At 70.6% G+C, this 23,948-nt stretch carries 29 protein-coding genes; 22 read left to right on the forward strand and 7 right to left on the reverse strand.

Annotated elements, in window-relative coordinates:
- Positions 1-217: 217 nt before the first annotated feature.
- The 8 genes from hemL (at position 218) to ABZ128_RS28650 (ending at position 8,358) form a co-directional block, all read left to right on the forward strand.
- Positions 218-1,552 (forward strand): glutamate-1-semialdehyde 2,1-aminomutase, encoded by a 1,335-nt coding sequence (hemL, locus tag ABZ128_RS28615; protein WP_356851921.1) that lies wholly within the window; start codon positions 218-220, stop codon positions 1,550-1,552.
- The gene (locus ABZ128_RS28620; protein WP_356851923.1) at positions 1,549-2,229 is read left to right on the forward strand and encodes a histidine phosphatase family protein; all 681 of its coding nucleotides are present in this window, start codon (positions 1,549-1,551) and stop codon (positions 2,227-2,229) included. Before hemL ends, ABZ128_RS28620 begins: the two co-directional genes overlap by 4 nt.
- Positions 2,230-2,313: 84 nt before the next feature.
- Positions 2,314-3,570, forward strand: coding sequence for a hypothetical protein (locus ABZ128_RS28625; protein ID WP_356851924.1), 1,257 nt, complete (start codon positions 2,314-2,316; stop codon positions 3,568-3,570).
- A 67-nt stretch (positions 3,571-3,637) separates the two neighbouring features.
- Positions 3,638-4,276 (forward strand): TlpA disulfide reductase family protein, encoded by a 639-nt coding sequence (locus ABZ128_RS28630; RefSeq protein ID WP_356851926.1) that lies wholly within the window; start codon positions 3,638-3,640, stop codon positions 4,274-4,276.
- 4 nt (positions 4,277-4,280) lie between these two features.
- The gene (locus ABZ128_RS28635) at positions 4,281-5,054 is read left to right on the forward strand and encodes a cytochrome c biogenesis protein CcdA (protein ID WP_356851928.1); all 774 of its coding nucleotides are present in this window, start codon (positions 4,281-4,283) and stop codon (positions 5,052-5,054) included.
- A gap of 13 nt (positions 5,055-5,067) precedes the next feature.
- Positions 5,068-6,741 carry a cytochrome c biogenesis protein ResB gene (locus ABZ128_RS28640; protein WP_356851930.1) on the forward strand — a complete coding sequence of 558 codons (1,674 nt, stop codon included), beginning with the start codon at positions 5,068-5,070 and terminating at the stop codon, positions 6,739-6,741.
- Positions 6,738-7,829 carry a c-type cytochrome biogenesis protein CcsB gene (ccsB, locus tag ABZ128_RS28645; protein ID WP_356851932.1) on the forward strand — a complete coding sequence of 364 codons (1,092 nt, stop codon included), beginning with the start codon at positions 6,738-6,740 and terminating at the stop codon, positions 7,827-7,829. Before ABZ128_RS28640 ends, ccsB begins: the two co-directional genes overlap by 4 nt.
- A 25-nt stretch (positions 7,830-7,854) precedes the next feature.
- A complete protein-coding gene (locus tag ABZ128_RS28650; RefSeq protein ID WP_356851933.1) occupies positions 7,855-8,358 on the forward strand; it encodes an SRPBCC domain-containing protein in 504 nt (167 codons plus the stop codon).
- 28 nt (positions 8,359-8,386) lie between these two features.
- Here ABZ128_RS28650 and ABZ128_RS28655 read toward each other — a convergent pair whose 3' ends face one another.
- A complete protein-coding gene (locus ABZ128_RS28655) occupies positions 8,387-8,854 on the reverse strand; it encodes a MarR family transcriptional regulator (RefSeq protein WP_356851935.1) in 468 nt (155 codons plus the stop codon).
- 197 nt (positions 8,855-9,051) lie between these two features.
- On the opposite strand from ABZ128_RS28655, the gene ABZ128_RS28660 reads away from it, so the two are divergent.
- Both ABZ128_RS28660 and ABZ128_RS28665 read left to right on the forward strand, forming a co-directional pair.
- Positions 9,052-9,309: an AraC family ligand binding domain-containing protein gene (locus ABZ128_RS28660; RefSeq protein ID WP_356851937.1), complete on the forward strand. Its 258-nt coding sequence runs from the start codon at positions 9,052-9,054 to the stop codon at positions 9,307-9,309.
- Between the two features lie 31 nt (positions 9,310-9,340).
- Positions 9,341-10,477: a hypothetical protein gene (locus tag ABZ128_RS28665; protein WP_356851938.1), complete on the forward strand. Its 1,137-nt coding sequence runs from the start codon at positions 9,341-9,343 to the stop codon at positions 10,475-10,477.
- A gap of 15 nt (positions 10,478-10,492) precedes the next feature.
- Here ABZ128_RS28665 and ABZ128_RS28670 read toward each other — a convergent pair whose 3' ends face one another.
- Complete coding sequence (locus ABZ128_RS28670; protein ID WP_356851940.1) at positions 10,493-10,804, reverse strand: PLD nuclease N-terminal domain-containing protein; 312 nt, start codon at positions 10,802-10,804, stop codon at positions 10,493-10,495.
- Between the two features lie 90 nt (positions 10,805-10,894).
- Here ABZ128_RS28670 and ABZ128_RS28675 point away from each other — a divergent pair, with 90 nt between their 5' ends.
- The 5 genes from ABZ128_RS28675 to ABZ128_RS28695 all read left to right on the forward strand — a co-directional run bounded on the left by ABZ128_RS28675 (position 10,895) and on the right by ABZ128_RS28695 (position 15,160).
- Entirely contained in the window at positions 10,895-12,352 is a 1,458-nt protein-coding gene (locus ABZ128_RS28675; protein WP_356851941.1) for a menaquinone biosynthesis decarboxylase, read from the forward strand.
- Positions 12,349-12,822 carry a hypothetical protein gene (locus ABZ128_RS28680; RefSeq protein ID WP_356851943.1) on the forward strand — a complete coding sequence of 158 codons (474 nt, stop codon included), beginning with the start codon at positions 12,349-12,351 and terminating at the stop codon, positions 12,820-12,822. Before ABZ128_RS28675 ends, ABZ128_RS28680 begins: the two co-directional genes overlap by 4 nt.
- Positions 12,822-13,742, forward strand: a complete 921-nt coding sequence (mqnP, locus tag ABZ128_RS28685; protein ID WP_356851980.1) for a menaquinone biosynthesis prenyltransferase MqnP — start codon at positions 12,822-12,824, stop codon at positions 13,740-13,742. The genes ABZ128_RS28680 and mqnP overlap by 1 nt, the downstream gene beginning before the upstream one ends.
- A 77-nt stretch (positions 13,743-13,819) precedes the next feature.
- Complete coding sequence (locus ABZ128_RS28690; protein ID WP_356851945.1) at positions 13,820-14,404, forward strand: Uma2 family endonuclease; 585 nt, start codon at positions 13,820-13,822, stop codon at positions 14,402-14,404.
- Positions 14,405-14,476: 72 nt separating this feature from the next.
- Positions 14,477-15,160, forward strand: a complete 684-nt coding sequence (locus tag ABZ128_RS28695) for a UbiX family flavin prenyltransferase (protein WP_356851946.1) — start codon at positions 14,477-14,479, stop codon at positions 15,158-15,160.
- On the opposite strand, the gene ABZ128_RS28700 is transcribed toward ABZ128_RS28695, so the two are convergent.
- Positions 15,157-15,288, reverse strand: coding sequence for a hypothetical protein (locus ABZ128_RS28700; RefSeq protein ID WP_356851947.1), 132 nt, complete (start codon positions 15,286-15,288; stop codon positions 15,157-15,159). The two genes, ABZ128_RS28695 and ABZ128_RS28700, sit on opposite strands and share 4 nt — an antisense overlap.
- A 130-nt stretch (positions 15,289-15,418) precedes the next feature.
- Between ABZ128_RS28700 and ABZ128_RS28705 the strand changes: the two genes are divergently transcribed.
- From ABZ128_RS28705 to ABZ128_RS28725, 5 genes are all read left to right on the forward strand, one after another.
- Positions 15,419-15,874, forward strand: coding sequence for an Lrp/AsnC family transcriptional regulator (locus ABZ128_RS28705; RefSeq protein WP_356851949.1), 456 nt, complete (start codon positions 15,419-15,421; stop codon positions 15,872-15,874).
- Between the two features lie 53 nt (positions 15,875-15,927).
- On the forward strand, positions 15,928-17,091 hold the full coding sequence (gene mqnE / locus ABZ128_RS28710) for an aminofutalosine synthase MqnE (protein ID WP_356851950.1): 1,164 nt from the start codon (positions 15,928-15,930) through the stop codon (positions 17,089-17,091).
- Between the two features lie 107 nt (positions 17,092-17,198).
- Entirely contained in the window at positions 17,199-17,723 is a 525-nt protein-coding gene (locus ABZ128_RS28715; protein WP_356851951.1) for a GNAT family N-acetyltransferase, read from the forward strand.
- A gap of 158 nt (positions 17,724-17,881) precedes the next feature.
- Positions 17,882-18,148, forward strand: coding sequence for a DUF4229 domain-containing protein (locus ABZ128_RS28720; RefSeq protein WP_356851982.1), 267 nt, complete (start codon positions 17,882-17,884; stop codon positions 18,146-18,148).
- A gap of 342 nt (positions 18,149-18,490) precedes the next feature.
- On the forward strand, positions 18,491-19,822 hold the full coding sequence (locus ABZ128_RS28725) for a dicarboxylate/amino acid:cation symporter (protein WP_356851953.1): 1,332 nt from the start codon (positions 18,491-18,493) through the stop codon (positions 19,820-19,822).
- Positions 19,823-19,893: 71 nt separating this feature from the next.
- On the opposite strand, the gene ABZ128_RS28730 is transcribed toward ABZ128_RS28725, so the two are convergent.
- The 4 genes from ABZ128_RS28730 to ABZ128_RS28745 all read right to left on the reverse strand — a co-directional run bounded on the left by ABZ128_RS28730 (position 19,894) and on the right by ABZ128_RS28745 (position 22,736).
- Positions 19,894-20,415, reverse strand: coding sequence for a hypothetical protein (locus ABZ128_RS28730; protein ID WP_356851955.1), 522 nt, complete (start codon positions 20,413-20,415; stop codon positions 19,894-19,896).
- Entirely contained in the window at positions 20,412-21,857 is a 1,446-nt protein-coding gene (locus ABZ128_RS28735) for a hypothetical protein (RefSeq protein ID WP_356851957.1), read from the reverse strand. The genes ABZ128_RS28730 and ABZ128_RS28735 overlap by 4 nt, the downstream gene beginning before the upstream one ends.
- A 12-nt stretch (positions 21,858-21,869) precedes the next feature.
- Positions 21,870-22,343, reverse strand: coding sequence for a hypothetical protein (locus ABZ128_RS28740; RefSeq protein WP_356851958.1), 474 nt, complete (start codon positions 22,341-22,343; stop codon positions 21,870-21,872).
- A 72-nt stretch (positions 22,344-22,415) separates the two neighbouring features.
- On the reverse strand, positions 22,416-22,736 hold the full coding sequence (locus tag ABZ128_RS28745; protein WP_356851959.1) for a hypothetical protein: 321 nt from the start codon (positions 22,734-22,736) through the stop codon (positions 22,416-22,418).
- Between the two features lie 113 nt (positions 22,737-22,849).
- Here ABZ128_RS28745 and ABZ128_RS28750 point away from each other — a divergent pair, with 113 nt between their 5' ends.
- Positions 22,850-23,554 carry a hypothetical protein gene (locus tag ABZ128_RS28750; RefSeq protein ID WP_356851961.1) on the forward strand — a complete coding sequence of 235 codons (705 nt, stop codon included), beginning with the start codon at positions 22,850-22,852 and terminating at the stop codon, positions 23,552-23,554.
- Positions 23,555-23,582: 28 nt separating this feature from the next.
- The gene (locus ABZ128_RS28755) at positions 23,583-23,939 is read left to right on the forward strand and encodes a hypothetical protein (RefSeq protein WP_356851962.1); all 357 of its coding nucleotides are present in this window, start codon (positions 23,583-23,585) and stop codon (positions 23,937-23,939) included.
- Positions 23,940-23,948: the final 9 nt, after the last annotated feature.

Here is a 23,948-nt window from a genome sequence, read left to right on the forward strand (position 1 = left end):
TCGGCGGCGGGCTTCGCGGGCCTCACGGGCGCGCTGGGGGTCGAGGCCGTCCGTACCCTCGCCCGGTCCACCACCGCGTTGCATATCTCCACCCGACTGGTCTTGCCTGCCCCGGCCCCGTGGCCCCACCACGCAGCCTGATCATCATGGCAGTGACCTCCCCCGGGGCGGCGCGGTGAAACGCCCGTCCGCAAGTCAGTCGCGGCCTGATGAGACCATGGCTGGTGTGAGCTACCCGTACCCGTATGAAGCCAAAGTCTCGCAGACTCTCTTTGACCGCGCGTCCCTCGTGACGCCTGGCGGCGTGAACTCTCCGGTGCGGGCCTTCCGCGCCGTGGGCGGAACGCCCAGGTTCATGGTGTCCGGTACCGGTCCGTACCTGACCGATGCCGACGGCCGCGAGTACGTCGACCTGGTCTGCTCGTGGGGACCGATGATCCTCGGCCACGCCCACCCCGCCGTCACCGAGGCGGTCCAGGCCGCCGTCGCCCGTGGCACGTCCTTCGGCACGCCCGGCGAGGGCGAGGTCGCGCTCGCCGAGGAGATCGTCGCGCGCATCGAGCCGGTCGAGCAGGTCCGCCTGGTGTCCTCCGGCACCGAGGCGACCATGTCCGCGATCCGGCTGGCCAGGGGTTTCACGGGCCGCGCCAAGGTGGTGAAGTTCGCCGGCTGCTACCACGGGCACGTGGACGCGCTGCTGGCCGCCGCCGGTTCGGGCCTGGCCACCTTCGCGCTGCCGGACACCCCGGGCGTGACGGGTGCGCAGGCCGGCGACACGATCGTGCTGCCCTACAACGACCTGGAGGCGGTACGGGCGGCCTTCGCCGCGCACCCCGGTGAGATCGCGTGCGTGATCACCGAGGCGGCGCCGGGCAACATGGGCGTGGTCACCCCGCTGCCCGGCTTCAACCAGGGCCTTGCCGGCCTCTGCCGCGAGAACGGTGCGCTGTACATCTCCGACGAGGTGATGACCGGTTTCCGTACCTCGCGCGCCGGCTGGTACGGCGTGGACGGGGTCAAGCCCGACCTGATGACCTTCGGCAAGGTCATGGGCGGTGGTTTCCCGGCCGCGGCGTTCGGCGGCCGCGCCGACGTGATGGGCTTCCTCGCTCCGGCGGGCCCCGTCTACCAGGCGGGCACGCTGTCCGGCAACCCGGTCGCCACCGCCGCCGGCCTGGCGCAGCTGCGGCTGCTCGACGAGGCCGCGTACGAGAAGGTCGACGCGGTCTCGAAGGAGATCCAGGCGCTGGTGAGCGGGGCGCTGACCAAGGAGGGCGTCGCGCACCGGCTGCAGACGGCCTCCAACATGTTCTCCGTGTTCTTCACGGAGGACGAGGTCCGCAATTACGACGACGCGAAGAAGCAGGAGTCCTTCCGCTTCAACGGCTTCTTCCACTCGATGCTGTCGCAGGGCGTCTACCTGCCGCCGTCGGCGTTCGAGTCGTGGTTCGTCTCCACCGCCCACGATGCGCAGGCGATCGAGCGGATCGCGGCGGCGCTGCCCGCCGCCGCCCGCGCCGCCGCCGAGGCCGCCCCGGAGGGGACCGTATGAGCAGCAGGGAGATCACCGTCGTCCACCTGATGCGGCACGGTGAGGTGCACAATCCGGACGGTGTCCTCTACGGGCGCCGTTCCGGCTACCACCTCTCCGAGCTGGGCCACCGGATGGCCGAGCGGGTCGCGGACCACCTGCAGGGGCGGGACGTCACGTACGTCGTCTCCTCGCCGCTGGAGCGGGCGCAGGAGACGGCGGCGCCGGTCGCCAAGCGGCACGGTCTGGACGTGGCGACGGATGCGCGGCTGCTGGAGGCGGAGAACGTCTTCGAGGGCAAGACCTTCGGGGTGGGGGACGGCGCGCTGCGCAAGCCCGCCAACTGGAAGCACCTGACGAACCCGTTCCGGCCGTCCTGGGGCGAGCCGTACGTGGAGCAGGTCGTGCGGATGATGAGCGCGATCGAGGCGGCGCGCGACGCGGCCCGGGGCCACGAGGCGGTGGCGGTCAGCCACCAGCTGCCGATCTGGATCGTGCGCAGCTTCGCGGAGAAGCGCCGGCTGTGGCACGACCCGCGGCGGCGGCAGTGCACGCTGGCCTCGTTGACCTCGTTCACGTACCAGGGCGACCGGCTGGTGTCGGTGGGGTACAGCGAGCCGGCCCGGGACCTGGTCCCGGCGCACCTCCTGGCGGGGGCGAAGCCGGTGAAGGGCAAGTCCAAGGCGTTCGGCGCCTAGAGAGCCTAAAGATTCATACAAGTCGTACCGGAAACCCTGCGCGCTCCCTCGACTTCGCTGAAAAGTCCATTTATGTGACTTTTCATGAGCGACGATGCGCGCGACCTCACCCGCAGGGGACTGCTCGGGCTCGGTGCCGCGGCGGTGGCGGTGGCGGCCGGGATCGGGGGCTGCGGCGGCGGGAGCGGCCGCCCGGCCGGCCCGGGTGGCCGCCCCGGCCCCGGCGGCGGCCCCGGCCCGTCCGCGACCGAGTTCCGTCCCCTGGGTGACGGTTCCACCGCCGACACCGGGCCCCAGCCGCACCAGCCGCCCCGGCCCGTGCCGCTCCAGCCGGGCGAGACGCCACCGCAGTTCGTGGTGTTCAGCTGGGACGGCGCGGGGGAGACCGGCAACGGCCTCTTCCCGCGCTTCCTCAAGCTCGCCAGGGACCACGGCGCGTCCATGACCTTCTTCCTCTCGGGCCTCTACCTGCTGCCCGAGTCCAGGAAGGAGCTGTACCGGCCGCCGAACAACCCGGCCGGGGCCTCCGACATCGGCTACCTCAAGGACGAGAACGTCCGCAACACCCTCGGCTGCGTCCGTCAGGCCTGGCTCGACGGCCACGAGATCGGCACCCACTTCAACGGCCACTTCTGCGGCGGTTCCGGCTCCGTCGAGCACTGGAGCCCGGCCGACTGGCGCAGCGAGATCGACCAGGCCGTGTCGTTCGTCACCAACTGGCGCACCCACACCGGCTTCACCGACGTCGAACCGCTGCCCTTCGACTACCGCAAGGAGCTGACCGGCAGCCGCACCCCCTGTCTGCTCGGCCGGGACGACCTGCTCCCCGTCGCCGCGGAGCTGGGCTGGCGCTACGACGCCTCCTCGCCCGGTGGCCTCCAGGTGTGGCCGCAGAAGAGGGGAGGCCTGTGGGACCTGCCCCTGCAGGCCGTGCCGTTCCCCGGGCACTCCTTCGAGGTGCTGTCGATGGACTACAACATCCTCGCCAACCAGTCGAAGAACACCACCCGGGGCGTCCCCTCCAACTACCCCGCCTGGCGCACCCAGGCCACCGCGTCCTACCAGGCGGGCTTCCGCCGTGCGTACGAGACGAACCGCGCGCCGCTGTTCATCGGCAACCACTTCGAGGAGTGGAACGGCGGGATCTACATGGACGCCGTCGAGGAAGCCCTCAAGAGCATGTCGGACAAAAAGGACGTACGCCTCGTATCCTTCCGGCAGTTCACCGACTGGCTGGACGTCCAGGACCCCGCACTGCTCTCCAGGCTCCGCACCCTCGCCCCCGGCGAGTCCCCGCCCGGTGGCTGGAAGACGTACCTCACCCCGCTCCCCGCGGCCTGACCAGCGGATTGCACACGGCCCCGGGGGGTGCGGAAGATCCGCAAAACGCCCATGCGAAACTTTTCACATGAGAATTGGCCGCGCCGTACGACGTCGTCAAAGCAGCAGCCGCTCGACCAGCGGCCGCGCCCTCCTGCTGACCGCGGTGACCCTCGCGAGCGCCCTGACCCTGACGGCGTGCAGCGACGACGGCAAGCCGTCCGGCAGCGCCGGCGGCAACTACGTGACCGGCAAGAGCGGCATCTCCACCGTCGCCAAGGGCTCCCGCGACGAGGCGCCCAAGCTCGACGGCGAGACCGTCGACGGCAAGACCCTCGACACCACCGCCCTCAAGGGCAAGGTCGTCGTCCTCAACGTGTGGGGCTCCTGGTGCCCGCCGTGCCGCGCCGAGGCCCCCTACTTCGCGAAGGTCTCCAAGGAGCTGGAGGCCGCCGGGAAGCCCGTCGCCTTCGTCGGTATCAACACCCGCGACACCAGCAAGCAGAACGCCGCCTCCTTCGAGGAGAACTTCGGGATCACCTACCCGAGCCTCTACGACCCGGACGGCAAGCTGATGCTCCGCTTCCCCGCGGGCACGCTGAACGCCCAGTCCATCCCCTCCACGATCGTCCTCGACAAGGAGGGCCGGATCGCCGCCCGCACCCTGGTCGCGGTCAGCGAGCAGCAGCTGCGCTCCATGATCGACCCGCTGCTCGCGGAGCAGTGACCTCGTGCTCGCGTACGTCCTCGCCGCCGAACCGACCGGCGTGAACACGACGGTGCTCAGCGGCGCACTGCTGCTGGCCCTGCCGCTGGCCCTGCTCGCCGGGCTGGTCTCCTTCTTCTCGCCCTGCGTGCTGCCGCTCGTCCCCGGCTACCTCTCGTACGTCACCGGGGTCAGCGGAGCCGACCTCGCCGAGGCCCGGCGCGGCCGGATGGTGGCGGGCGCGAGCCTGTTCATCCTCGGCTTCACCGCCGTCTTCGTCTCCAGCGGCGCCCTCTTCGGCCAGTTCGGCAACGTCCTGCTGGGCCACAAGGAGGTCATCTCCCGGGTGATGGGCGGCCTGGTGATCGTGCTCGGCCTGTTCTTCATGGGTGCGATCCCGGGCCTGACCATGCGCGAGTTCCGCTTCCACCGGAAGCCGTCCGGGGGCCTGCTGGGCGCGCCCGCGCTCGGGGTGCTCTTCGGCCTCGGCTGGACCCCCTGCATGGGTCCCACCCTCGCCGCCGTCAACACGCTCTCCCTCGACCAGGCCAGCGCCGGCCGGGGCGCCCTGCTGACCGTCGCCTACTGCGCCGGGCTCGGCGTGCCCTTCATTCTCGCCGCCGTGGCCTTCCGCAAGGCGCTCGGCGCGTTCGGCTGGGTCAAGCGCCACTATGCATGGGTGATGCGCATCGGCGGCGGCATGCTGATCCTGACCGGCCTGCTGCTCGTCACAGGTTTGTGGGACAGCATCGTCAACGACATGCAGAGCTGGACCCAAGGCTTCACGGTGGGGATCTGAGGACTACACGGACATGAGTACGACCGAAAGCGAAACCGAACCCGACGCAGCGGCGGCCGGGGCGCAGCTGTCCACCGCCCCCGTCGAGGACGCCGGCGGTCCCGTCGGCATCGGCGTGGTCGGCTGGATCCGCTGGATCTGGCGCCAGCTCACCTCCATGCGGGTGGCGCTGATCCTGCTCTTCCTGCTGTCCCTGGGCTCCATCCCCGGCTCCCTCGTCCCGCAGACCCAGGTCGACGCGATGAAGGTGGCCCAGTGGAAGAAGGACCACTCCTTCTGGGTCCCGGCCGCCGCGAAGCTCCAGCTGTTCGACGTCTACAGCTCGGTCTGGTTCTCCGCGATCTACCTGCTGCTGTTCGTCTCGCTGATCGGCTGCATCGTCCCGCGCAGCTGGCAGTTCGTCGGCCAGCTCACCGGCCGCCCGCCCGGCGCGCCGCGGCGCCTGGACCGGCTGCCCGCGTATGCGACGTGGCGGACGCAGACGTCCCCCGACGAGGTGCTCGCCCACGCGAAGACGGTCCTCGGCGGGCGCCGCTTCCGCACCGAGGCCGGGCAGGGCTCGGTCGCCGCCGAGAAGGGCTACCTGCGCGAGGCCGGGAACCTCGTCTTCCACCTCGCCCTGATCGTGCTGCTGGTCGCCTTCGCCTGGGGCCAGCTGTTCAAGTCCGAGGGCGGCAAGCTCGTCCTGCGCGGCAAGGGCTTCGCCAACACGCTGACCCAGTACGACGACTTCAAGTACGGCAGCTTCTTCAGCCCCGACGACCTGCCGCCGTTCTCCTTCACCCTCGACCGGTTCGACGCCACCTACGAGCGGACCGGCCCGCAGAAGGGCACCCCGCGCGACTTCAAGGCGTACGTCACCTTCCGCGACGGCGCCGACGGCGCGCCGCAGAAGCGCGAGATCCAGGTGAACAAGCCCCTGGAGGTCGACGGGGCCAAGGTCTACCTGCTCGGCCACGGCTACGCGCCCGTCGTCTCGGTCACCGACCCCGCCGGCAAGGTGGTCTACAAGGACGCCGTGCCGATGCTGCCCTTCGACTCCAACCTGAGCTCCTCGGGCGCCGTCAAGGTCCCGGACGGCTACACGAACAAGGACGGGCACAAGGAGCAGCTCGGCTTCAACGCCATGTTCGTCCCGACCTTCGCCGGTGAGGGCAAGGGCACGATGCTCTCCCAGTTCCCCGCGGCGGACTTCCCCGTCCTCGCCCTGAGCGCCTACCACGGCAGCCTGGGCATGGACTCGGGCCTGCCGCAGAACGTGTACCAGCTGAACACCTCGAAGATGCAGGAGTTCAAAGGCGAGGACGGGCAGCTGTTCAAGAAGCGGCTGCTGCCCGGCGAGGCCATGGAGCTCCCGAACGGCGCGGGCACCGTGCGGTTCGAGGGCATCGAGCGGTGGGCGACCTTCTCCATCACCCGCCAGCCCGGCAGCGGCCTCGCCCTCGCCGGCGCCGTCGCCGCCATCGGCGGCCTGGCCGCGTCCCTGTTCATCCAGCGCCGCCGCGTCTGGGTGCGCGCGGTCCGCGGCGAGGACGGCACCACCGTCGTCGAGATGGCCGGCCTGGGCCGCAGCGAGTCGGCCAAGCTCCCCGAGGAGCTGGGGCAGCTGGCCGCCGCCCTGCACGAGCAGGCGCCCACGGCGCCCGAACGACCTGTCAAGGACACTGTTGAAGGGGAGCGCGGATGACGCCGCTCGCAGCCGAAGTCAACGAGAATCTGGCCCAGATCAGCAACTACCTGGTCTATTCGTCGATGGCGGTCTACACGCTCGCCTTCCTCGCCCACATCGCCGAGTGGATCTTCGGTAGCCGCAGCAAGGTGGGCCGCACCGCCGCGGCGCTGACCAGCGCCAAGGACACGGCGGGCGCCGCCGGCGCCCCGGCCGTCCAGGTGCGCGGCAAGGGCGGCACGGCCGTCCTCGACAAGCCGAAGGTGGTCACCCGATCCACCGCCGGCGCCCGCGACGTCCCGGACGGCCCCGGCGCGGCCGGCGGCACCGAGGACGGCGACCTGTACGGCCGGATCGCGGTCTCGCTGACGACCCTGGCCTTCGTCATCGAGGCGGCCGGTGTCGTGGCCCGCGCGATGTCCGTGCAGCGGGCCCCCTGGGGCAACATGTACGAGTTCTCGCTCACCTTCTCCACGGTGGCCGTCGGCGCGTACCTGATCCTGCTGGCGCTGAAGAAGAACGTCCGCTGGATGGGCCTGATCCTGGTCACCACCGTCCTGCTGGACCTGGGCATCGCCACCACCTGGCTCTACACCGCGAGCGACCAGCTGGTCCCGGCCCTCCACTCGTACTGGCTGTGGATCCACGTCTCCACCGCGATCATCTGCGGTGCGGTCTTCTACATCGGCGCGACCGGCACGGTGCTGTACCTCTTCCGCGACTCCTACGAGGCCAAGCTGGCCGGCGGCGGCACGCCGGGCCGGTTCGCGAGCTCGGTGATGGAGCGGCTGCCGTCGGCGGCCACGCTGGACAAGTTCTCGTACCGGATCAACGCGGCCTTCTTCCCGCTGTGGACCTTCACGATCATCGCGGGCGCGATCTGGGCGGGCGACGCCTGGGGCCGCTACTGGGGCTGGGACCCCAAGGAGGTCTGGTCCTTCGTGACCTGGGTGGCCTACGCCTGCTACCTGCACGCCCGCGCCACGGCCGGCTGGAAGGGCCGCAAGGCCGCGTACCTCGCGCTCTTCGCCTTCGCCTGCTGGATCTGGAACTACTACGGCGTGAACATCCTGCTCAACGGCAAGCACTCCTACGCGGGCGTCTGACCGGGCGGAGTGGGACGCTGGTGGTATGCCTCCTGTGAGTCATGCCACCAGCGAGGGCCGCGGCGAAGACCGCTGGCTGCTCCGTTTCGAGGTGCACCTGCCCTGTGCGTACGAGGCCCTGTGGCCCGCGCTGACCACGGCGGAGGGACTGCGCGGCTGGCTGGCCGCGGCGGACGTCCTGGAACGGCGGCTCGACGGGGCCGTCACCCTGTGCTGGCTGAACAGCGGCGCGAGCGATTCCGGCCACATCACGGCCTGGGACGTGGAGCGGGTCGTGGAGTACACCCTCGCCGAGCACGGGCGGATCCGCTTCCACCTGGAGCCCGTGGGCACGGACTCGACGGTGATCCGCTTCCTGAACGAGCGCGAGGGTTCGCACGACGACCGCCTGGACAGCCTGGCCGGCTGGCACCACCACTTCGAGCTGCTGGAGACCGCGATGGGCGGCCATCCGGCGGAGTGGTCCCGGTGGACGGACGCCCGCTGGGCGCAGCTGCGGTCCTCCTACGCGTCCTTCGCCCGGACGTAGGCGCCGCGGACGCAGGCGCCGCAGGCGCTCACCAGACGGGCCGCAGGGCGGGCAGGGGCCCGTCCCCGTTCAGCGCGCGCACCAGCCGGCCCAGTTCGGTGCGCAGCGCGCCCAGGTCGGCCTCCGCTCCGAGCTCCGCCTCCAAGGCGTGCAGGACGCGCCCTGCGACGGCGAGGTGCCCGTACGCGGCGGGGGTCAGCACCACCAGTTTGCGGCGGCCGCCCCCGGGGTGCGGCTGGCGCCGGACGTAGCCCCGCTTCTCCAGGTCGTCCACGATCTGCCCGGCGGCCTGCTTGGTCACCCCGAGCCGTTCGGCGAGCTCGGTGGCGGTGGCCCCGGGGCCTTTGAGCGCCTGGAAGGCCATGCCGTGCACGGGGCGCAGGTCTCCGTACCCGGCTTCCCCGAGGCGCCGGGTGAACTCGCCGAGCAGGAGCTGGAAGCCGAGACCGAGCAGGAAGGCCAGCTCGATGGCGGGGGTGTCGTCGTCTCTGGTCACGCAAACCATGGTGACACGGGTGAGTCAACCTGCTTTACTCGACATGTGAGTAAAGCAGGTTGACTCAGTCTTTCCGAAGGAGTTCCCCGTGCACGTCGTCACCACCTCGCCCGACCACGTCACCGTCACGCCCAACGCGACCATGACCGGCCTCGCCGCGCCCAGCCGCGGCAGCTCCGAGCTCAGCACCTGGCACCATGACCGCCGGCTCCACCGGCCCCGAGCACTCCGCCGACCGCGAGCAGGTCTGGACGGTGGTCGCGGGCGCGCTGGAGGCCACCGCGGCCGACCGCACCGAGCGCGTCACCGCGGGCCAGACCCTGGTCCTGCCGCCGGACTGCCTGCGGCAGATCCACGCCCCGCAGGACTTCGAGGCGTACGTCGCCATGCGGGCGGACGGGGTGGTGTCGGTCCCGGGGACCGAGGGCACCCGCGCCCTGCCCTGGGCGCAGTGAGCCGTCAGCCGCTACGGCATGCTTGGGCTTCGTGAACACCGAAGAGAACCCCAAGAGACCCGCGGACCGGGCGAGTTGGAGATCGGCCGGACTCGCGATCGGCCTCGGCGCCGTGATGATGCTGATCGGCGCCTGCCTGCTGCTGGTGCCGGTGCGGACCGCCACCGCGGCCGCCCGCGACTTCGCCGCCGCGGACACCTGCGCCCCCGGCCTGCGGCCGCGGCAGGAGGCGCAGTGCCTGAGCTCGGTGCCGGCGACGGTGGAGCGGTCCTGGAAGCCCGGGGTCAGGTACACGGTCGAGGACATCGAGGTCGTGCGCGGGGACGGGACGAAGCAGCGGCTCCGGATGCAGTGGCACAGCGCCGAGCGGATCGTCGCGAACGGCGCCGAGGTCCGGCTGGTCCGCTGGCGCGGCCAGGTCCGCAGCATCGCCTACGGCCCCGGCTTCGCCCGCACCGCCTACACCGTGGAGAACCCGTACACCGCCTACGCGGTGCCGTTCGGCTGGGGGCTGGGCCTGCTGATCATCGGGCCGGCCCTGGTGTGGATCGGCTGCCGGCAGCGGTGGCTGTCCGGCCGCTCGCGGCGGGCCGCTCCCTGGCAGCTCGTCGTGCCCTCCGTCGCGCTCACCGTCCTGGGCGTCGGCGTTGCGGTCATCGCCATGACCCTGGACCTGCGGATCGAGGAGACCCTGCGCTGGAGCGTGGCCGCCGCCGCTCTCACTGTCCTCTGCGCCGGAGCCGTCTGCCTGTACAAGGGCCTGCGCGGCGAACGGGACACGATCGAGGTGGCGCCGCGCCGCGACGACCGCGAGCACGTCTTCGGGGCCGTCCTGCTCGGTGACCGCAGCGGCCCCGCCGGCACCCGGCGCAACGCCTACCTCGTGGTGGCACCGGGGGTGGTCGCCTTCACCAACGACCCGACCGGCGCCTTCCGCCGCGAGCCGCTCCCGGCGGGGCTGGTGCTGGAGCGGGTCCGCCCGCTTTTGGCTTCGGACCCCGACGCCATGGACGTGGCCGCGGACCAGACCTCGTACGTGGTCGCCCAGTGCCGGGACGGGGAGCACGAGGTGCTCATCGCGGTCCGCCGGAACGACATGCCGTGGCTGGTGGGCGCCCTCCCGCAGGCGGAGCCGGGCGGCGTGCCCGCCGACGCGCCCGGCCGGTAGGGCCCGCCCCTCGTCCTAGTCCTTGTCGGAGTCCTTGTCCGTGTCCTTCTTGCGCTCCTCGCCCAGGGACCGCAGGAACTCCGGGTTGTCGTCGGGCGCCACCCACTGCGCCCGGCGGCCCGCGCCCCGGCTCCCGCCGCCGATCGCCGCCCGCTGCCTGCCCGCGAACAGCCACACCACCGGCCCGACGATCGAGAAGAGCAGGATGATGAGCACCCACACCACCTTGGGAAGGTGCTTGACCTCTTCCTCGGGCGTGTTCAGGCAGTCGATGAAGGCGTAGATGGTCAGCGCGATGATCAGCAGGAACGGCAGATAGCGCAGCACGGTGTGGGACCGACTCCCCGGCAGTGGCGGGGGGCCCGCAGCGGGCCCCGGTGACGCTCCCAGGGTAGTAGGTGACGGATACTGAACCCCATGGCTTACGACGATCTCCGCTCGCTGCTCCGGGCTCTGGAGCGGGAGGGCGACCTCAAGCGCATCAAGGCCGAAGTCGACCCGTACCTGGAGGTCGGGGAGATCGTCGACAGAGTGAACAAGGCCGGCGGCCCGGCCCTCCTCTTCGAGAACGTCAAGGGCTCCTCGATGCCCCTGGCGATGAACGTCTTCGGCACCGACCGCCGCCTGCTCAAGGCCCTCGGCCTGAAGTCCTACGGCGAGATCAGCGACAAGATCGGCGGCCTGCTCAAGCCCGAGCTCCCGCAGGGCTTCATCGGGGTCCGCGAGGCCTTCGGCAAGCTCGGTTCGATGGTCCACGTCCCGCCGAAGAAGGTGAAGGGCGACGCCGCCCCCGTCCAGGAGGTCGTCCTCACCGGCGACGACGTGGACCTCGACGCCCTGCCGGCCCTCTTCACCTGGCCCAAGGACGGCGGTTCCTTCTTCAACCTCGGACTCACGCACACCAAGCACCCCGAGACGGGCGTGCGCAACCTCGGGCTGTACCGCCTCCAGCGCCACGACAAGCGCACCATCGGCATGCACTGGCAGATCCACAAGGACAGCCGCAACCACTACGCGGTCGCCGCCAAGCGCGGCGAGCGGCTGCCGGTGGCCATCGCCTTCGGCTGCCCGCCGGCGGTGACGTACGCGTCGACCGCGCCGCTGCCGGGCGACATCGACGAGTACCTCTTCGCCGGGTTCGTCGCGGGCAAGCGGATCGAGATGGTCGACTGCAAGACCGTCCCGCTCCAGGTCCCGGCGAACGCCGAGGTCGTCATCGAGGGCTGGCTGGAACCCGGCGAGATGCTGCCGGAAGGTCCCTTCGGCGACCACACCGGCTTCTACACGCCGCAGGAGCCGTTCCCCGCGCTGAAGATCGACTGCGTGACGATGCGCAAGCGGCCGCTGCTCCAGTCGATCGTCGTCGGCCGCCCGCCGACCGAGGACGGCCCGCTGGGCCGGGCGACGGAGCGTTTCTTCCTGCCGCTGCTGAAGATCATCGTCCCGGACATCGTGGACTACCACCTGCCCGAGTCGGGCGGCTTCCACAACTGCGCGATCGTCTCGATCGACAAGAAGTACCCGAAGCACGCCCAGAAGGTCATGCACGCCATCTGGGGCGCGCACATGATGTCGCTGACCAAGCTGATCATCGTGGTGGACGCGGACTGCGACGTCCACGACCTGCACGAGGTGTCCTGGCGGGCGCTCGGCAACACGGACTACTCCCGCGACCTGACCGTCGTGGAGGGCCCCGTCGACCACCTCGACCACGCCTCGTACCAGCAGTTCTGGGGCGGCAAGGCGGGCATCGACGCGACGAAGAAGCTGCCCGAGGAGGGCTACACCCGCGACGGGGGCTGGCCCGACATGGTCGAGTCGGACCCCGCGACGGCGGCCCTCGTGGACCGCCGCTGGAAGGAGTACGGCCTGTGAGCCCCGCAGCGATGGGCGGACCCGCCCTCTTCATCGGCACCGACACGGACTACGTCGCCCTGCTGCGCCCCCGCCTGGACCCGGCCGACCCCGAGGTCCGGGAGGCCGCCGACCAGGCGGGGGTGAGCCCCGAGGAGTTCGCCGGGCCCGGCAACGTCTGGGCGCTGATGTGGGAACAGGGCAGCGGCGAGGGCGGCGGCTTCGAGCTGCCGGGCCTCAGGGACGCGGAGGCCGAGGACTTCACGGACCGGCTGCTGGCCGAGCTGTCCTTCGAGACCGGTCCGTTCGTCGTCGGCGCGGGCGAGGTGCTCCACCTCCAGGCCTACCCGGCCGGTGACGGCTGCCGCTTCTCCGCCGTCGTCACCCCGCCGGAGGGCGAGGAACTGCCCCCCGTCACCCTCGACATCCCCGCGGTCGACGCCGCCGCACTCCGCGCCGACCTCGAAGACTTCCGCAGGAGCCTTGCATGATGACCACCGCCGAAGGCGTGCTCGGCCCCGGACAGGCGCCGCAGCCCACCGGCAAGGTCAAGGCGTTCCTGCGGCTCGTGATGATCGAGCACTCGGTCTTCGCGCTGCCCTTCGCCTACATCGCCGCGCTCACCGCGATGTTCCGGCTCGACGGGACCGTGCACTGGGGCGAGCTGCTGCTCGTGACGGTGTGCATGGTGGGCTTGCGGACCTTCGCGATGGCGGCCAACCGGATCATCGACAGGGAGATCGACGCCCGCAACCCCCGCACCGCGGGCCGCGAGCTGGTGACCGGCGCGGTCTCCGTGCGGACCGCGTGGACCGGCGCCGGGGTCGCGGTGGCGGTGTTCCTCGGCTCCGCGGCCCTGCTGAACCCGCTCTGCCTGGCGCTGGCCCCGGTCGCCGTCGTCCCGATGGTGGTCTACCCGTACGGGAAGCGGTTCACGAACTTCCCGCACGCCATCCTGGGCCTCGCCCAGGCCATGGGCCCCGTCGGGGCCTGGCTGGCCGTCACCGGGACCTGGTCCTGGGACGCGGTGATCCTCGGGCTGGCGGTGGGCGTGTGGATCGGCGGCTTCGACCTGATCTTCGCCTGCCAGGACGTGGCCGCGGACCGCGCGGACGGGGTCAAGTCGGTCCCGGCCCGCTTCGGCGTCCCGGCGGCCCTGTGGGGCGCCCGCGGCGCGCACGTGGTCACCACGGCCCTCCTGACCTGGTACGCCGTGGCGACGGACGCGGGCGCGCCGTTCTGGACCGGCCTGGTGGTCGTGGCGGCCGCGTTCCTGTACGAGCACACCATCGTCACCCCGCACGACCTGTCCCGCCTGAACCGCGCCTTCTTCACGGTGAACGGTTTCATCGGAATCGCGCTCTTCGTCTGCGCTCTCCTGGACCTGGTGGTGCGGGGCCTGACCCCCTAGCTCGATCGTGTGAGCCCCTGCGGATCCGCAGTTCGGGCCCTGACCCTGCGGCTACCGTGCGGCCTACCATCGAGTGCATGGACAGGGAGGCCGACGTGACCGTCTCGGAGAGCGACCGCCTGCACTCACAGCTCAGCCGGTTCGAGGACATGTTCCCGGGCTACCGGATGGAGATCGTCGAGGGCGCCATGGTGATGAGTCCGCTCAAGCCGCACCACAACGCCACCATCTGGCGGTTGTGGAGCACGCTGAAGCCCCAGATGTCCGACGAATGGAACTTCCTCAGCGACGTTGCCGTCCCGTTTGACGCCGACAACGAGTTCTGCCCCGACCTCGCCGTGATCCCGGCCGCCGAAGTGGCCAAGAACCTCAGCGCCTACTCGCCCGACCTGATCGAGCTGGCGATCGAGGTGGTCTCGCCGAGCAGCGTCCGCAACGACTACGAGGTCAAGGACGCGGCGTACGCGCGGCGCGGCATCCCGCACTACCTGATCTTCGACCCGTACAAGGCGCACTGCGTGACCCTGTGGAACCCGGGCCCGGACGGGTACCGGGGGCGGGACACCATCCCGTACGGCGGGACCGTCACGGTCGAGACCGGCATCGGCAAGCTGCGCATCGACACCTCGGGTCTGCCGGTGGACCCCTCGGCCGCCGGCTGATCCTCCCGGTCCGTCAGGCCTACGGAGGCCTGGGCGGGTGCCCGTGCGGCGTGGCCGGATAGTCTCGTAGCCATGACTGAGCGCAAGCGCACCCCCTGGGTGGTGGGGGTTTCCGGGGCGTCCGGGACGCCGTACGCGGCTTCGGTGATCCGAGGGCTGCTGGCGGCGGGCGAGAGTGTGGACCTGGTGGTCAGCCGGGCCTCGCGGCTGACCCTGATGGACGAGACCGGGATCGCCTACCGGGACGCGCACTGGCGGGACGACCTCGCCGAGTGGCTGCAGCGCGGGGCGGACGGCAAGCCCGCCACCTTCGCGCGGCCGGAACTGGACGGCGTACGGCACTGGGCGGCGGGGGACCTCGCCGCCGGGCCGAGCTCGGGCTCGTACCCCGTCAAGGGGATGCTGATCGTGCCGGCGTCCACGGCCTGTGTGGCGGGGGTGGCGCTCGGCCTGTCGAAGGACCTGCTGCAGCGGGCCGCGAGCGTCACGCTGAAGGAGCGGCGCCCTCTGGTGGTCGCGGTGCGGGAGACCCCGCTGGGCGGGCAGACGCTGCGCCACCTGGTGGCGCTGGACGAGGCGGGCGCGGTCGTGCTGCCCGCCTCTCCGGCGTTCTACGCGGGTGCGACGCACATCCAGGATCTGGTGGATTTCGTCGCGGGGCGGGTGCTGGATGCGGCTGGGGTGCCGCACACGCTGTACCGCCGGTGGGAGGGGCAGCTGGGAACCGGCCGCCCCCGGGAGGGAAGCGGTGACTAGCGCTTCCTGGCGCCCGGCTTGCGGGTCTTGTCGTTGCGGTGGGCGGCGGCGGGCTGGTCGGTGCGGGATCGGTTGGCCAGCTCCTGGAGCTGTCGCATGTGCGCGTAGGCCATCTCGATCGTGTACACGGTGAACCACTCCTGAAGCTCGTCAGATCGTCGTTGATCTGTTGACAGATTCACAGGGTGTCGCCCCTGTGTGCCTTAGATTCTATACGTAAACTTGCGGGATCGCCGAATAATGGAAGGCTCCAGGTATATGGACGCGGTGGATAGGCAGCTCATCCAGGCTCTCCGGGAAAACGGACGTGCCTCCTACGCGGAGCTGGGCCGGCTCGTCGGCCTCTCCGGCCCCAGCGTCACCGACCGGATCAACCGGCTGGAGACGGCCGGCGTCATCACGGGCTACCGCGCGACCGTGGACGCGGCCTCGCTCGGCCTCGGCGTCACGGCGCTCATCGGCATCTCCCTCTCCGACGCCGCCGACCACGAGGACGTGGCCCGGCGGCTGCGCGACCTCGCGGAGATCGAGGACTGCTGGTTCATCGCCGGCGACGACTCGTACATGCTGAAGGTGCGGGCCGGGGACGTGGACGGGCTGGAGAAGATCATCCGGAAGCTCTCCAGCACCAAGGGCGTCTCCCGCACCCGCACCACCATCGTGCTCTCCACGAAGTGGGAGAACCGGGTCGGGGACCTGCCCGAGGAGCGCTGAGAGTACGGTTGCGGGGACACAGGGCGTCAGGACACAGAGGAGGCGACCAGCCGATGGACGCTGGGCTCAAGCGTGAGCTGGAGGAGAAGGTCCGCTCCGGCGAGCGGCTGACCCGTGAGGACGGTATCGCCCTCTACGAGTCGGACGACCTGGCCTGGCTCGGCGGCCTCGCCCACGAGGTGCGGACCCGCAAGAACGGTGACGTCGTCCACTTCAACGTCAACCGCCACCTCAACATGACGAACGTGTGCACCGCGTCGTGCGCGTACTGCTCGTTCCAGCGCAAGCCGGGCGAGAAGGACGCGTACACCATGCGCATCGAGGAGGCCGTGCGCCTGGCCAAGGCCATGGAGAACGAGAACCTCACCGAGCTGCACATCGTCAACGGCCTGCACCCGAGCCTGCCGTGGCGCTACTACCCGCGCTCGCTCTCCGCACTGAAGGAGGCGCTGCCGAACGTCTCGCTCAAGGCGTTCACGGCGACCGAGATCCACCACTTCGAGACGATCTCCGGGATGTCGGCCTCCGACATCCTGGACGAGCTGATCGAGGCCGGCCTGGAGTCGCTGACCGGCGGCGGGGCGGAGATCTTCGACTGGGAGGTCCGCCGGCACATCGTCGACCACCGCACCCACTGGGAGGACTGGTCGCGCATCCACCGGCTCGCGCACGAGAAGGGTCTGAAGACCCCGTCGACCATGCTCTACGGGCACATCGAGGAGCCGCGCCACCGCGTGGACCACGTGCTGCGTCTGCGCGAGCTCCAGGACGAGACCGGCGGTTTCCAGGTCTTCATCCCGCTGCGGTACCAGCACGACTTCGTGGACATGCAGGACGGGAAGGTCCGCAACAGGCTCCAGGCGCGGACGACGATGGCCACCGGCGCCGAGGCGCTGAAGACCTTCGCGGTCTCGCGGCTGCTGTTCGACAACGTCCCGCACGTGAAGGTCTTCTGGGTGATGCACGGTGTGCAGACCGCCCAGCTCGCGCTCCAGCACGGCGCGGACGACATGGACGGCTCGGTCGTCGAGTACAAGATCACGCACGACGCGGACAACTACGGCACCCCGAACAAGCTGGGCCGCGAGGACCTGCTGGAGCTGATCCGCGAGGCCGGCTTCCGGCCGGTCGAGCGCAACACGCGCTACGAGGTCATCCGCGAGTACCCCGGCCCCGACGCGGCGCTGCGCGAAACCCCGCAGGCGATGCGCGTCTGAGCCGGCCCCGCCCGGTCGTACACGCGGCAGGCCCCGGTCCCGAGGGACCGGGGCCTGCCGCGCATGGTCCGTTGCCGACACCGGTCTGTAATGGCTAGTCTGCGGGAATGACCATTACCTTCACCTTCGACCCGGTCGTGGACCCCGCCCTGCGCGACGGCATCGCGCAGCTGTGGACCGACGTCTCCAACGCCGGCGGCGCGGTCGGGTTCGTGCCGCCCGTCACCGTGGACGACATCCGCCCCGAGCTGGTCAGGCACCTCGTCGCGATGGCCGAGGGACGCCACCGCCTCCTCGCCGGCCGCGACGGCGACGGCCGGGTCGTCGCCTGCGCCGTCCTCGCCTTCAACACGCACCGGCTCCAGAAGCACTGGGTCTGGGCGTACACGGTGATGGTCAGCCCCGAGCTCCAGGGCCGGGGCGTCGGGCGGGCGCTGATGGACGCCCTCGCCGAGGCCGCGCGTTCGCTCGACGGCATCGACGCGATCCGGCTCGGCTGCCGCGGCGGGCACGGGCTGGAGCACTTCTACGCCTCCTGCGGCTACAAGGAGGTCGGCCGGGTCCCGGACGCCATCCGGGTGGCCCCGGGCGACGACCGTGACGACATCACGATGCTGCTGCCCCTGCACTGAGCTGCACACCAGCCCCCGCCCGGCCCCCCGCCCACCCCCGCCGGGCCGCGGAGGCCGGCCGGCGTGCTTCACTGGACGGGCACGTGACGACGCAGGACGACGAGAAAGAAGGGGTCACCGTGTCCCTCAAGCCGAGCGCGACGATCCGCTACACCGCGATGCGCCTGGGCATCTTCGTCGGATGCCTCGTCCTGGTCGCCCTGCTGGTCCGCCTGGGCTGGGTGCCCGCCGGTCTGGGCGACGCCAACTTCGCGTGGGTCGTGCTGCTCGCCCTGGTGATCTCCGCGCCGCTGTCCTTCGTCCTGTTGCGCAAGCAGCGCGACGAGATGTCCGAGCAGATCGCCGGACGGGTCGAGGGCGCGAAGAACAAGCTCGCCGCGAACCGATCCCAGGAGGACGCGGCCGACGACGCCGCCCGCGCCTGACCGCCCGGAGCCCGTTAGCTTCATCACACACCGAACTGCCCCGGCGCCGGGTCCACCGCCCGTAACGCCGGGGCTTTCGCGTGCTCGGAGGGTGCCGGGGCAGCCCGGGGAGGCCCCGGCCTGCGGCTGGCTCAAAGTACGCCTTTGAGGTTCTCAAAGCGAAAGTGTTAGCGTGTTCAACATGTTGACCACAGTTGCGCACCCCACGGCCACGGGCGTCCCGCTCGTGGAGCGCCTGCACGTCGACCTCTGCCGCCGCGTGTCCGCGGCCTGTTGTGGCTGTCGCTGAACCCCACGCCCACACCCTTTTCTCTTTTCCTCTGTTCCTCCCGGAGAGTGTCCGTGTCCGCGACCCCTCAGGCCCCGGCCCCCACGCCGGCCTCCGCCCCCGAGCCCGCCAAGACCTCGTTCAAGTTCCCCTTCTGGGCCCAGATCGTCACCGGTCTCGCGCTCGGCGTCCTGTTCGGCTGGATCGCGCGCAGCCAGGACGTCAGCTGGCTCGCCACCACCCTTGAGCAGATCGGCGACATCTTCGTCCAGCTGCTGAAGCTGGCCGTCGCCCCGCTCGTCTTCTTCGCGATCCTGGTGTCCATCACCAACCTGCGGAAGGTCAACAACGCCGCCCGGCTCGCCTCCCGCACCCTCCTCTGGTTCATGATCACCTCGCTGATCGCCGTCGGCATCGGCCTCGCGATCGGCCTGCTGACCGACCCGGGCGCCGGCACCGGCCTCACCCCGCAGGACGGCAAGCTGCCCAAGCGCACCGGCTCCTGGCTCGACTTCCTGACCGGCATCGTGCCGAAGGACATCGTCACGCCGTTCACCGAGCTGAACGTGCTCCAGATCGTCTTCCTCGCCGCCGTCGCCGGTATCGCCGCCCTCCAGCTCGGCAGCAAGGCACAGCCCGTGCTGAACGTCGCCGAGTCGGTCCTGGAGCTGCTGCAGAAGGCCCTGTGGTGGGTCATCCGCCTCGCCCCGATCGGCACCGTCGGCCTGATCGGCACCGCCATCGCCTCGTACGGCTGGGAACTCATCGGCAAGTACGCCACCTTCACCGCGGACGTCTACGTCGGCTCGGCGCTCGTGATGTTCGGCGTCTACCCGCTGCTGCTCGCGACGGTCGCCAAGGTCAACCCGATCCAGTTCTTCAAGGGCGCCTGGCCGGCGATCCAGCTGGCCTTCGTCTCCCGCTCCTCGGTCGGCACCATGCCGGTCACCCAGAAGGTCACCGAACGCCTCGGCGTCCCGAAGGAGTACGCCTCCTTCGCCGTCCCGTTCGGCGCGACGACCAAGATGGACGGCTGCGCCGCGATCTACCCGGCGCTCGCCGCGATCTTCATCGCCCAGATCTTCGACGTGCAGCTGACGATCACCGACTACCTGCTGATCGCCTTCGTCTCGGTGGTCGGCTCGGCCGCCACGGCCGGCCTGACGGGCGCCACCGTCATGCTGACGCTGACCCTGTCCACCCTGGGCCTGCCCCTGGAGGGCGTCGGCCTGCTGATGGCGATCGACCCGATCCTGGACATGATGCGCACCGCCACCAACGTCGCCGGCCAGGCCCTGGTCCCGGTCGTGGTCGCGGCCCGCGAGGGAATCCTGGACAAGAAGGCCTACGAGGCCGCCTCGTCCTCCCCCCTGGAGGACCGCACCCCGGTACCCGTGGCCGCCTGACGCCCTGACCGCCCGACGGCCCGAACCCGCCGCAGCCCCCGCCCCCGTCCGGGCGGGGGCTGCGGTGTGTGTCAGTCCACGCCGCTCAGATAGATGCGGCTGTTCTGCCCGTCGACGCTCGCCACCGAGATCTTGAGCCAGTTCAGATCGCCCTTGCAGGGGGCGCAGATCTGGCCCTCGCGGACCTGGCCCAACAGATCCGGCGCGGGCAGCCCCAGGTGCGTGAAGGGGGCCGTCGCGTCCGAGTCGAAGGTCAAGGGCTGCTCCCGCAGGCGCAGAGGCGCCTCGGGCTTCAGCCCCGCGACGAAGCCGTCCACCTCGGCGGTGGGCAGCACGAACGCCAGGATCAGGTTGTCGTCCTGGAGCCCGTTCAGATGGGCGGCCTTGGCCTCGGTGGCCGTCGCCGGCACCTGCACCTGCAGGGTCTTCGCGACGGATTCAACGGTGGCCCCGTCCACCCAGTAGGACACGCCACGGGTCTCGCGGGTTCCGCCGCCGGCGGACGACCCCGAGCATCCGGCCGTCATGACGAGGAGCGCAGCCGCGCCCGCGACGACCGCCGCACACCGCTTCCGTCGTTGCAGACCCCTCATCGCGCATCCCCATTCCGGCCGATGTCCGTCCGCGTTCCGTCCCGGCCCGGATCCTTCGGTTCGGGCCAGGAGCCCCCGGAGCTGAGGTCGTGGTGCTGCACGGAGCTGCTGCCTCTCATGTCGAACTCCTGGGCCAGCCCCGTCCGGTGCAGACGGGCCATGTCGGCGTCGGTCACCGTGGTCGGGCCGATGGGCGTGGCCTTGCCGGGATCCCAGTTGTAGCGGTCCCACACGTTGACCTGGTAATCGATACTGACCTGCGGCTTGCCGTCCGGGCCCGGAACCGCCGTCACCACACCGGTCTGGTTGGTCATGGCGCTGCCCACGGCCAGGTACCAGTTGTTCGTCCCGTCCGGCCCCTTGTCGTGGGTGTAGCCCATCCCGGCTGTCTCCACCGGGATGGCGACGGGCTTTCCACCCGACTTCTCGAAGGCCTCCAGCGCTTGGCGGCGCCATTCCTCCTGCTGTTCGGTGCGGACTTTCGACGTCCGCTGATTGAGGACCTGGTCGTCCTCGTCGTTCAGCATCCGGTCGACATCCAGGTCGAGGGGAAGGCCCGAGCCGTTCAGGTAGTGGTCCATGTGCCGGGCGGCGTCCGTCTTGCCCATGAAGTCACCCGTGTTGGAGATGCCGTTCGCCTGGAGCTCCTTCCAGTAGTCCTTGGCGCCGGCCGACTCGGAGTCGTACGGCCCCGCGCCCTTGTCCGCGGACACCTGCTTGACCGTCGGCGCCAGCAGGCCCGCGGCCAGCAGGTCGTCCTTGTGCTGCGTCCACAGCTGCGCCCGCGACTCGGGGCTGAGCGACTGCCACAGCCGACGCAGCTCCTTGCGCTGCTTGTCGTTGGCGTCCTCGCCGAGACCGGCCAGTTTCACGGCCCGGGGCAGCATCTCCCGGTCGAGCGAGGTGTACGTCGCGTGGCCCGGGTTGGTGGGGTCGCCGCCGTGGCTCGCGCGCAGCGCCCGTACGGCGGCGGCGTCGACCTCGGAGGCGTGGGCCACCACGTCGGCGAGCGTGTCCGCGTACCAGCGCATCAGGTCCTTGGCCCTCTGGTCGGGCCCCTCCACCGTGCACATCAGGGGCTCGACGATCACCGATCCCCCGTCCTTGCCCGCCCGCACGAAGAACCCGTTCTCCCTGGCGTCGTCCGCCAGGCTCTTCGCCCGCTGCTGGAGGCTCTTCAGCTCGGAGTGCGCATCGTCGAGGACGCTGAAGATGCTCTTCGCCTCCGCGTGGAGGTCCTCGAACTCCTTCACCGTCTTTCCCGTGAACTCCCGGGTCACTCCGGCGTTGACCCCTTCCCAGCGGGCCTTCTCCGCCTTCGCCTTCAGGCCGTCGCGGGCCTCGCCGCCGAGGCGCTCCAGATCCCCGGCCGTGCGCTTCCAGTCCCCGACCGCCGTTGCCAGCTTGCCGAGATCGACTTCGATGAGCTCGGTGTAGTTCATCGCGCGCGGCCCCTACTTGAAGTACTCGGTGAGACGCGACACCGCCACGGCAGAGCCGTCACGGTTGCGGAGGGACGCCGCGATCGCGGCATCGTCCTCGGCGTGCGCCTTCTTCGAGTAGTCCAGATGGTTCGATATGTGCGCGCAGGCCTGCAACACCGTCTGGACCTGCGAGGTCCACACCGAGACCGTCGTCTCCAGCTCGCCTCCGAGGGCGAACTTGCTCGCCTTCAGCGCTGCGGCGGCCTGCATCGTGGAGCCGGCCCCCTCCTTGTTCGACCCGGCGCCGGCGATGTCGGCCTGCTTCTGCAGCTTGCCGTGCAGCAGGAAGGCCTCGTGGCCCACGTCACCGAGGTCGTCCTGGTGCGCGACGAGATCGGCCTGACCGCCGCCGCCCGGGCCGCCGGGCAGCTGGTTGAGCCGCATCGACACCTGCCGCTGGGCGGCCACCTCGGCCTTCGCGCTCTCCCACTCATTCCATACCATCAGGTCATTCCACCACGGCCCTGCGACAGTGCAACTCTGATGTGCAGCCGGGCGGTTGATGATTGCGGCACGTCAGCCCAGCGTGGCCATGCGGATGTACGCGATCACGCCCAAGGCGAGCGGCAGGGCCGTCCACCACGGCCCCAGGGTGCGGCGGACGCTCGGGACGAGGGTGATCAGGAGGCCGAGCACGCTCAGGCACAGGGAGAGGAAGCACATGGCGTCGATGCGCTCGTAGCCCCGGTGGTCCCAGTCGCCCTGGGGGCTCGCGAGGACGGCGGAGAAGACGGCGGCGGCGTTCAGCAGGTGGAGGATCCCGAGCGGAACGCCCAGGACCCACTGGAGGCAACCCCGGTCCTCGGGCAGGTCGATGCTTTCGCGCCCGTACGTCATCGCTGTGCGTCCTTCACAGTGCCGATGACGCAGCGGACGATCAAGCAGTTCCCGTGCGCGGGAGCGACCGTATAGTCGACCGCTGTTGATCAAGCGGCGTACGGGGGAGTGAAGTGGCTGTGACGGTACGGGAGATACGCGCCGCGGCGCAGATCATCGGGCGGCGCAATGCGCTGCGCTACCTGGCGATCGGCATGGGCGCCTCGCTGCTCGCGGCGTGCGGACCGGGCAAGGGCGGGGCCGCCACGCCACCGTCCGGCTCCCAGGGGACCTCCGGCCCCTCCGGATCCCCCACCACCGGCGGAGCCTCCGGCGCCACCGCGGCCCCGACCGGTTCGACCGGGTCGACGTCCCCCGCCGGATCGGGGCCCGCCACCTCCGGCGTGGCCGCCCGGGCCTTCGACGCCTTCGTCAAAGGCGACTGGAACCTGGAGTCCACCACCCCGAACGGCAAGACCGTGAAGGGGAAGGCCACCGTCATGGCCGACGGCGGCGGGAACGGCGGCTTCACCCTCACCTGGAGCGCCGACGGGTCCCCGGTCACCTGGAACGGCGGCTGGCTGCTGCGCGGCGGCCACCTCAGGATCGACGTGTACGACGCCCCCGGGGGCGTGCAGCGGCTGACCGGCGGCGAGGCCCTCACCGTCCCGAAGGAGGCCGGGGAAGGGCTGTCGCTGACCTTCCCCTGGAAGGCGCCGGGCCACAGGGACGCGAACGACGGCCAGGTGCTGAAGGTGACCTACCGGAACAACGTCCTGCGCATCGTGCACAGCGAGAACGGCCACAGCGAATCGGTCCACGTCTGCACCCGCGCCTGACGGGCGATCGGGCCGCCTGCGCGCTGACGTGGGCGAGCCCGTTCAGCTACCGGACGCGTGCGCCAAGAACCCGGCCAAGGCCTGCGGCGCGAAGGCCGCCTGCGGGCCCTCGATGTCGTCGGCCGCTTCGGGCTCTCAGGCGGCCACGCAGGATCACTGCGCCACGAGTGCCGGTAATGCGTCGAATGGTGTCCGTGTCGGATACGACTTCAACCGCGACATTTCATTCCTGCCTGACGCCTGGGTGGCCAACCTGAACTGGTCGTGCGACAACTCCATCTTCTGGAAGTCGTTCAGCAGCTCCAATTCTGGAAGCTTCTACATGGCCATCGCGTCCACGCCCGGCTGGGTGTGGTCCGACGGACGCGTTAACTACAACAAGTAAGCGCATACA

The sequence above is a fragment of the Streptomyces sp. NPDC006326 genome (assembly GCF_040612915.1).
Lineage (GTDB): Bacteria > Actinomycetota > Actinomycetes > Streptomycetales > Streptomycetaceae > Streptomyces.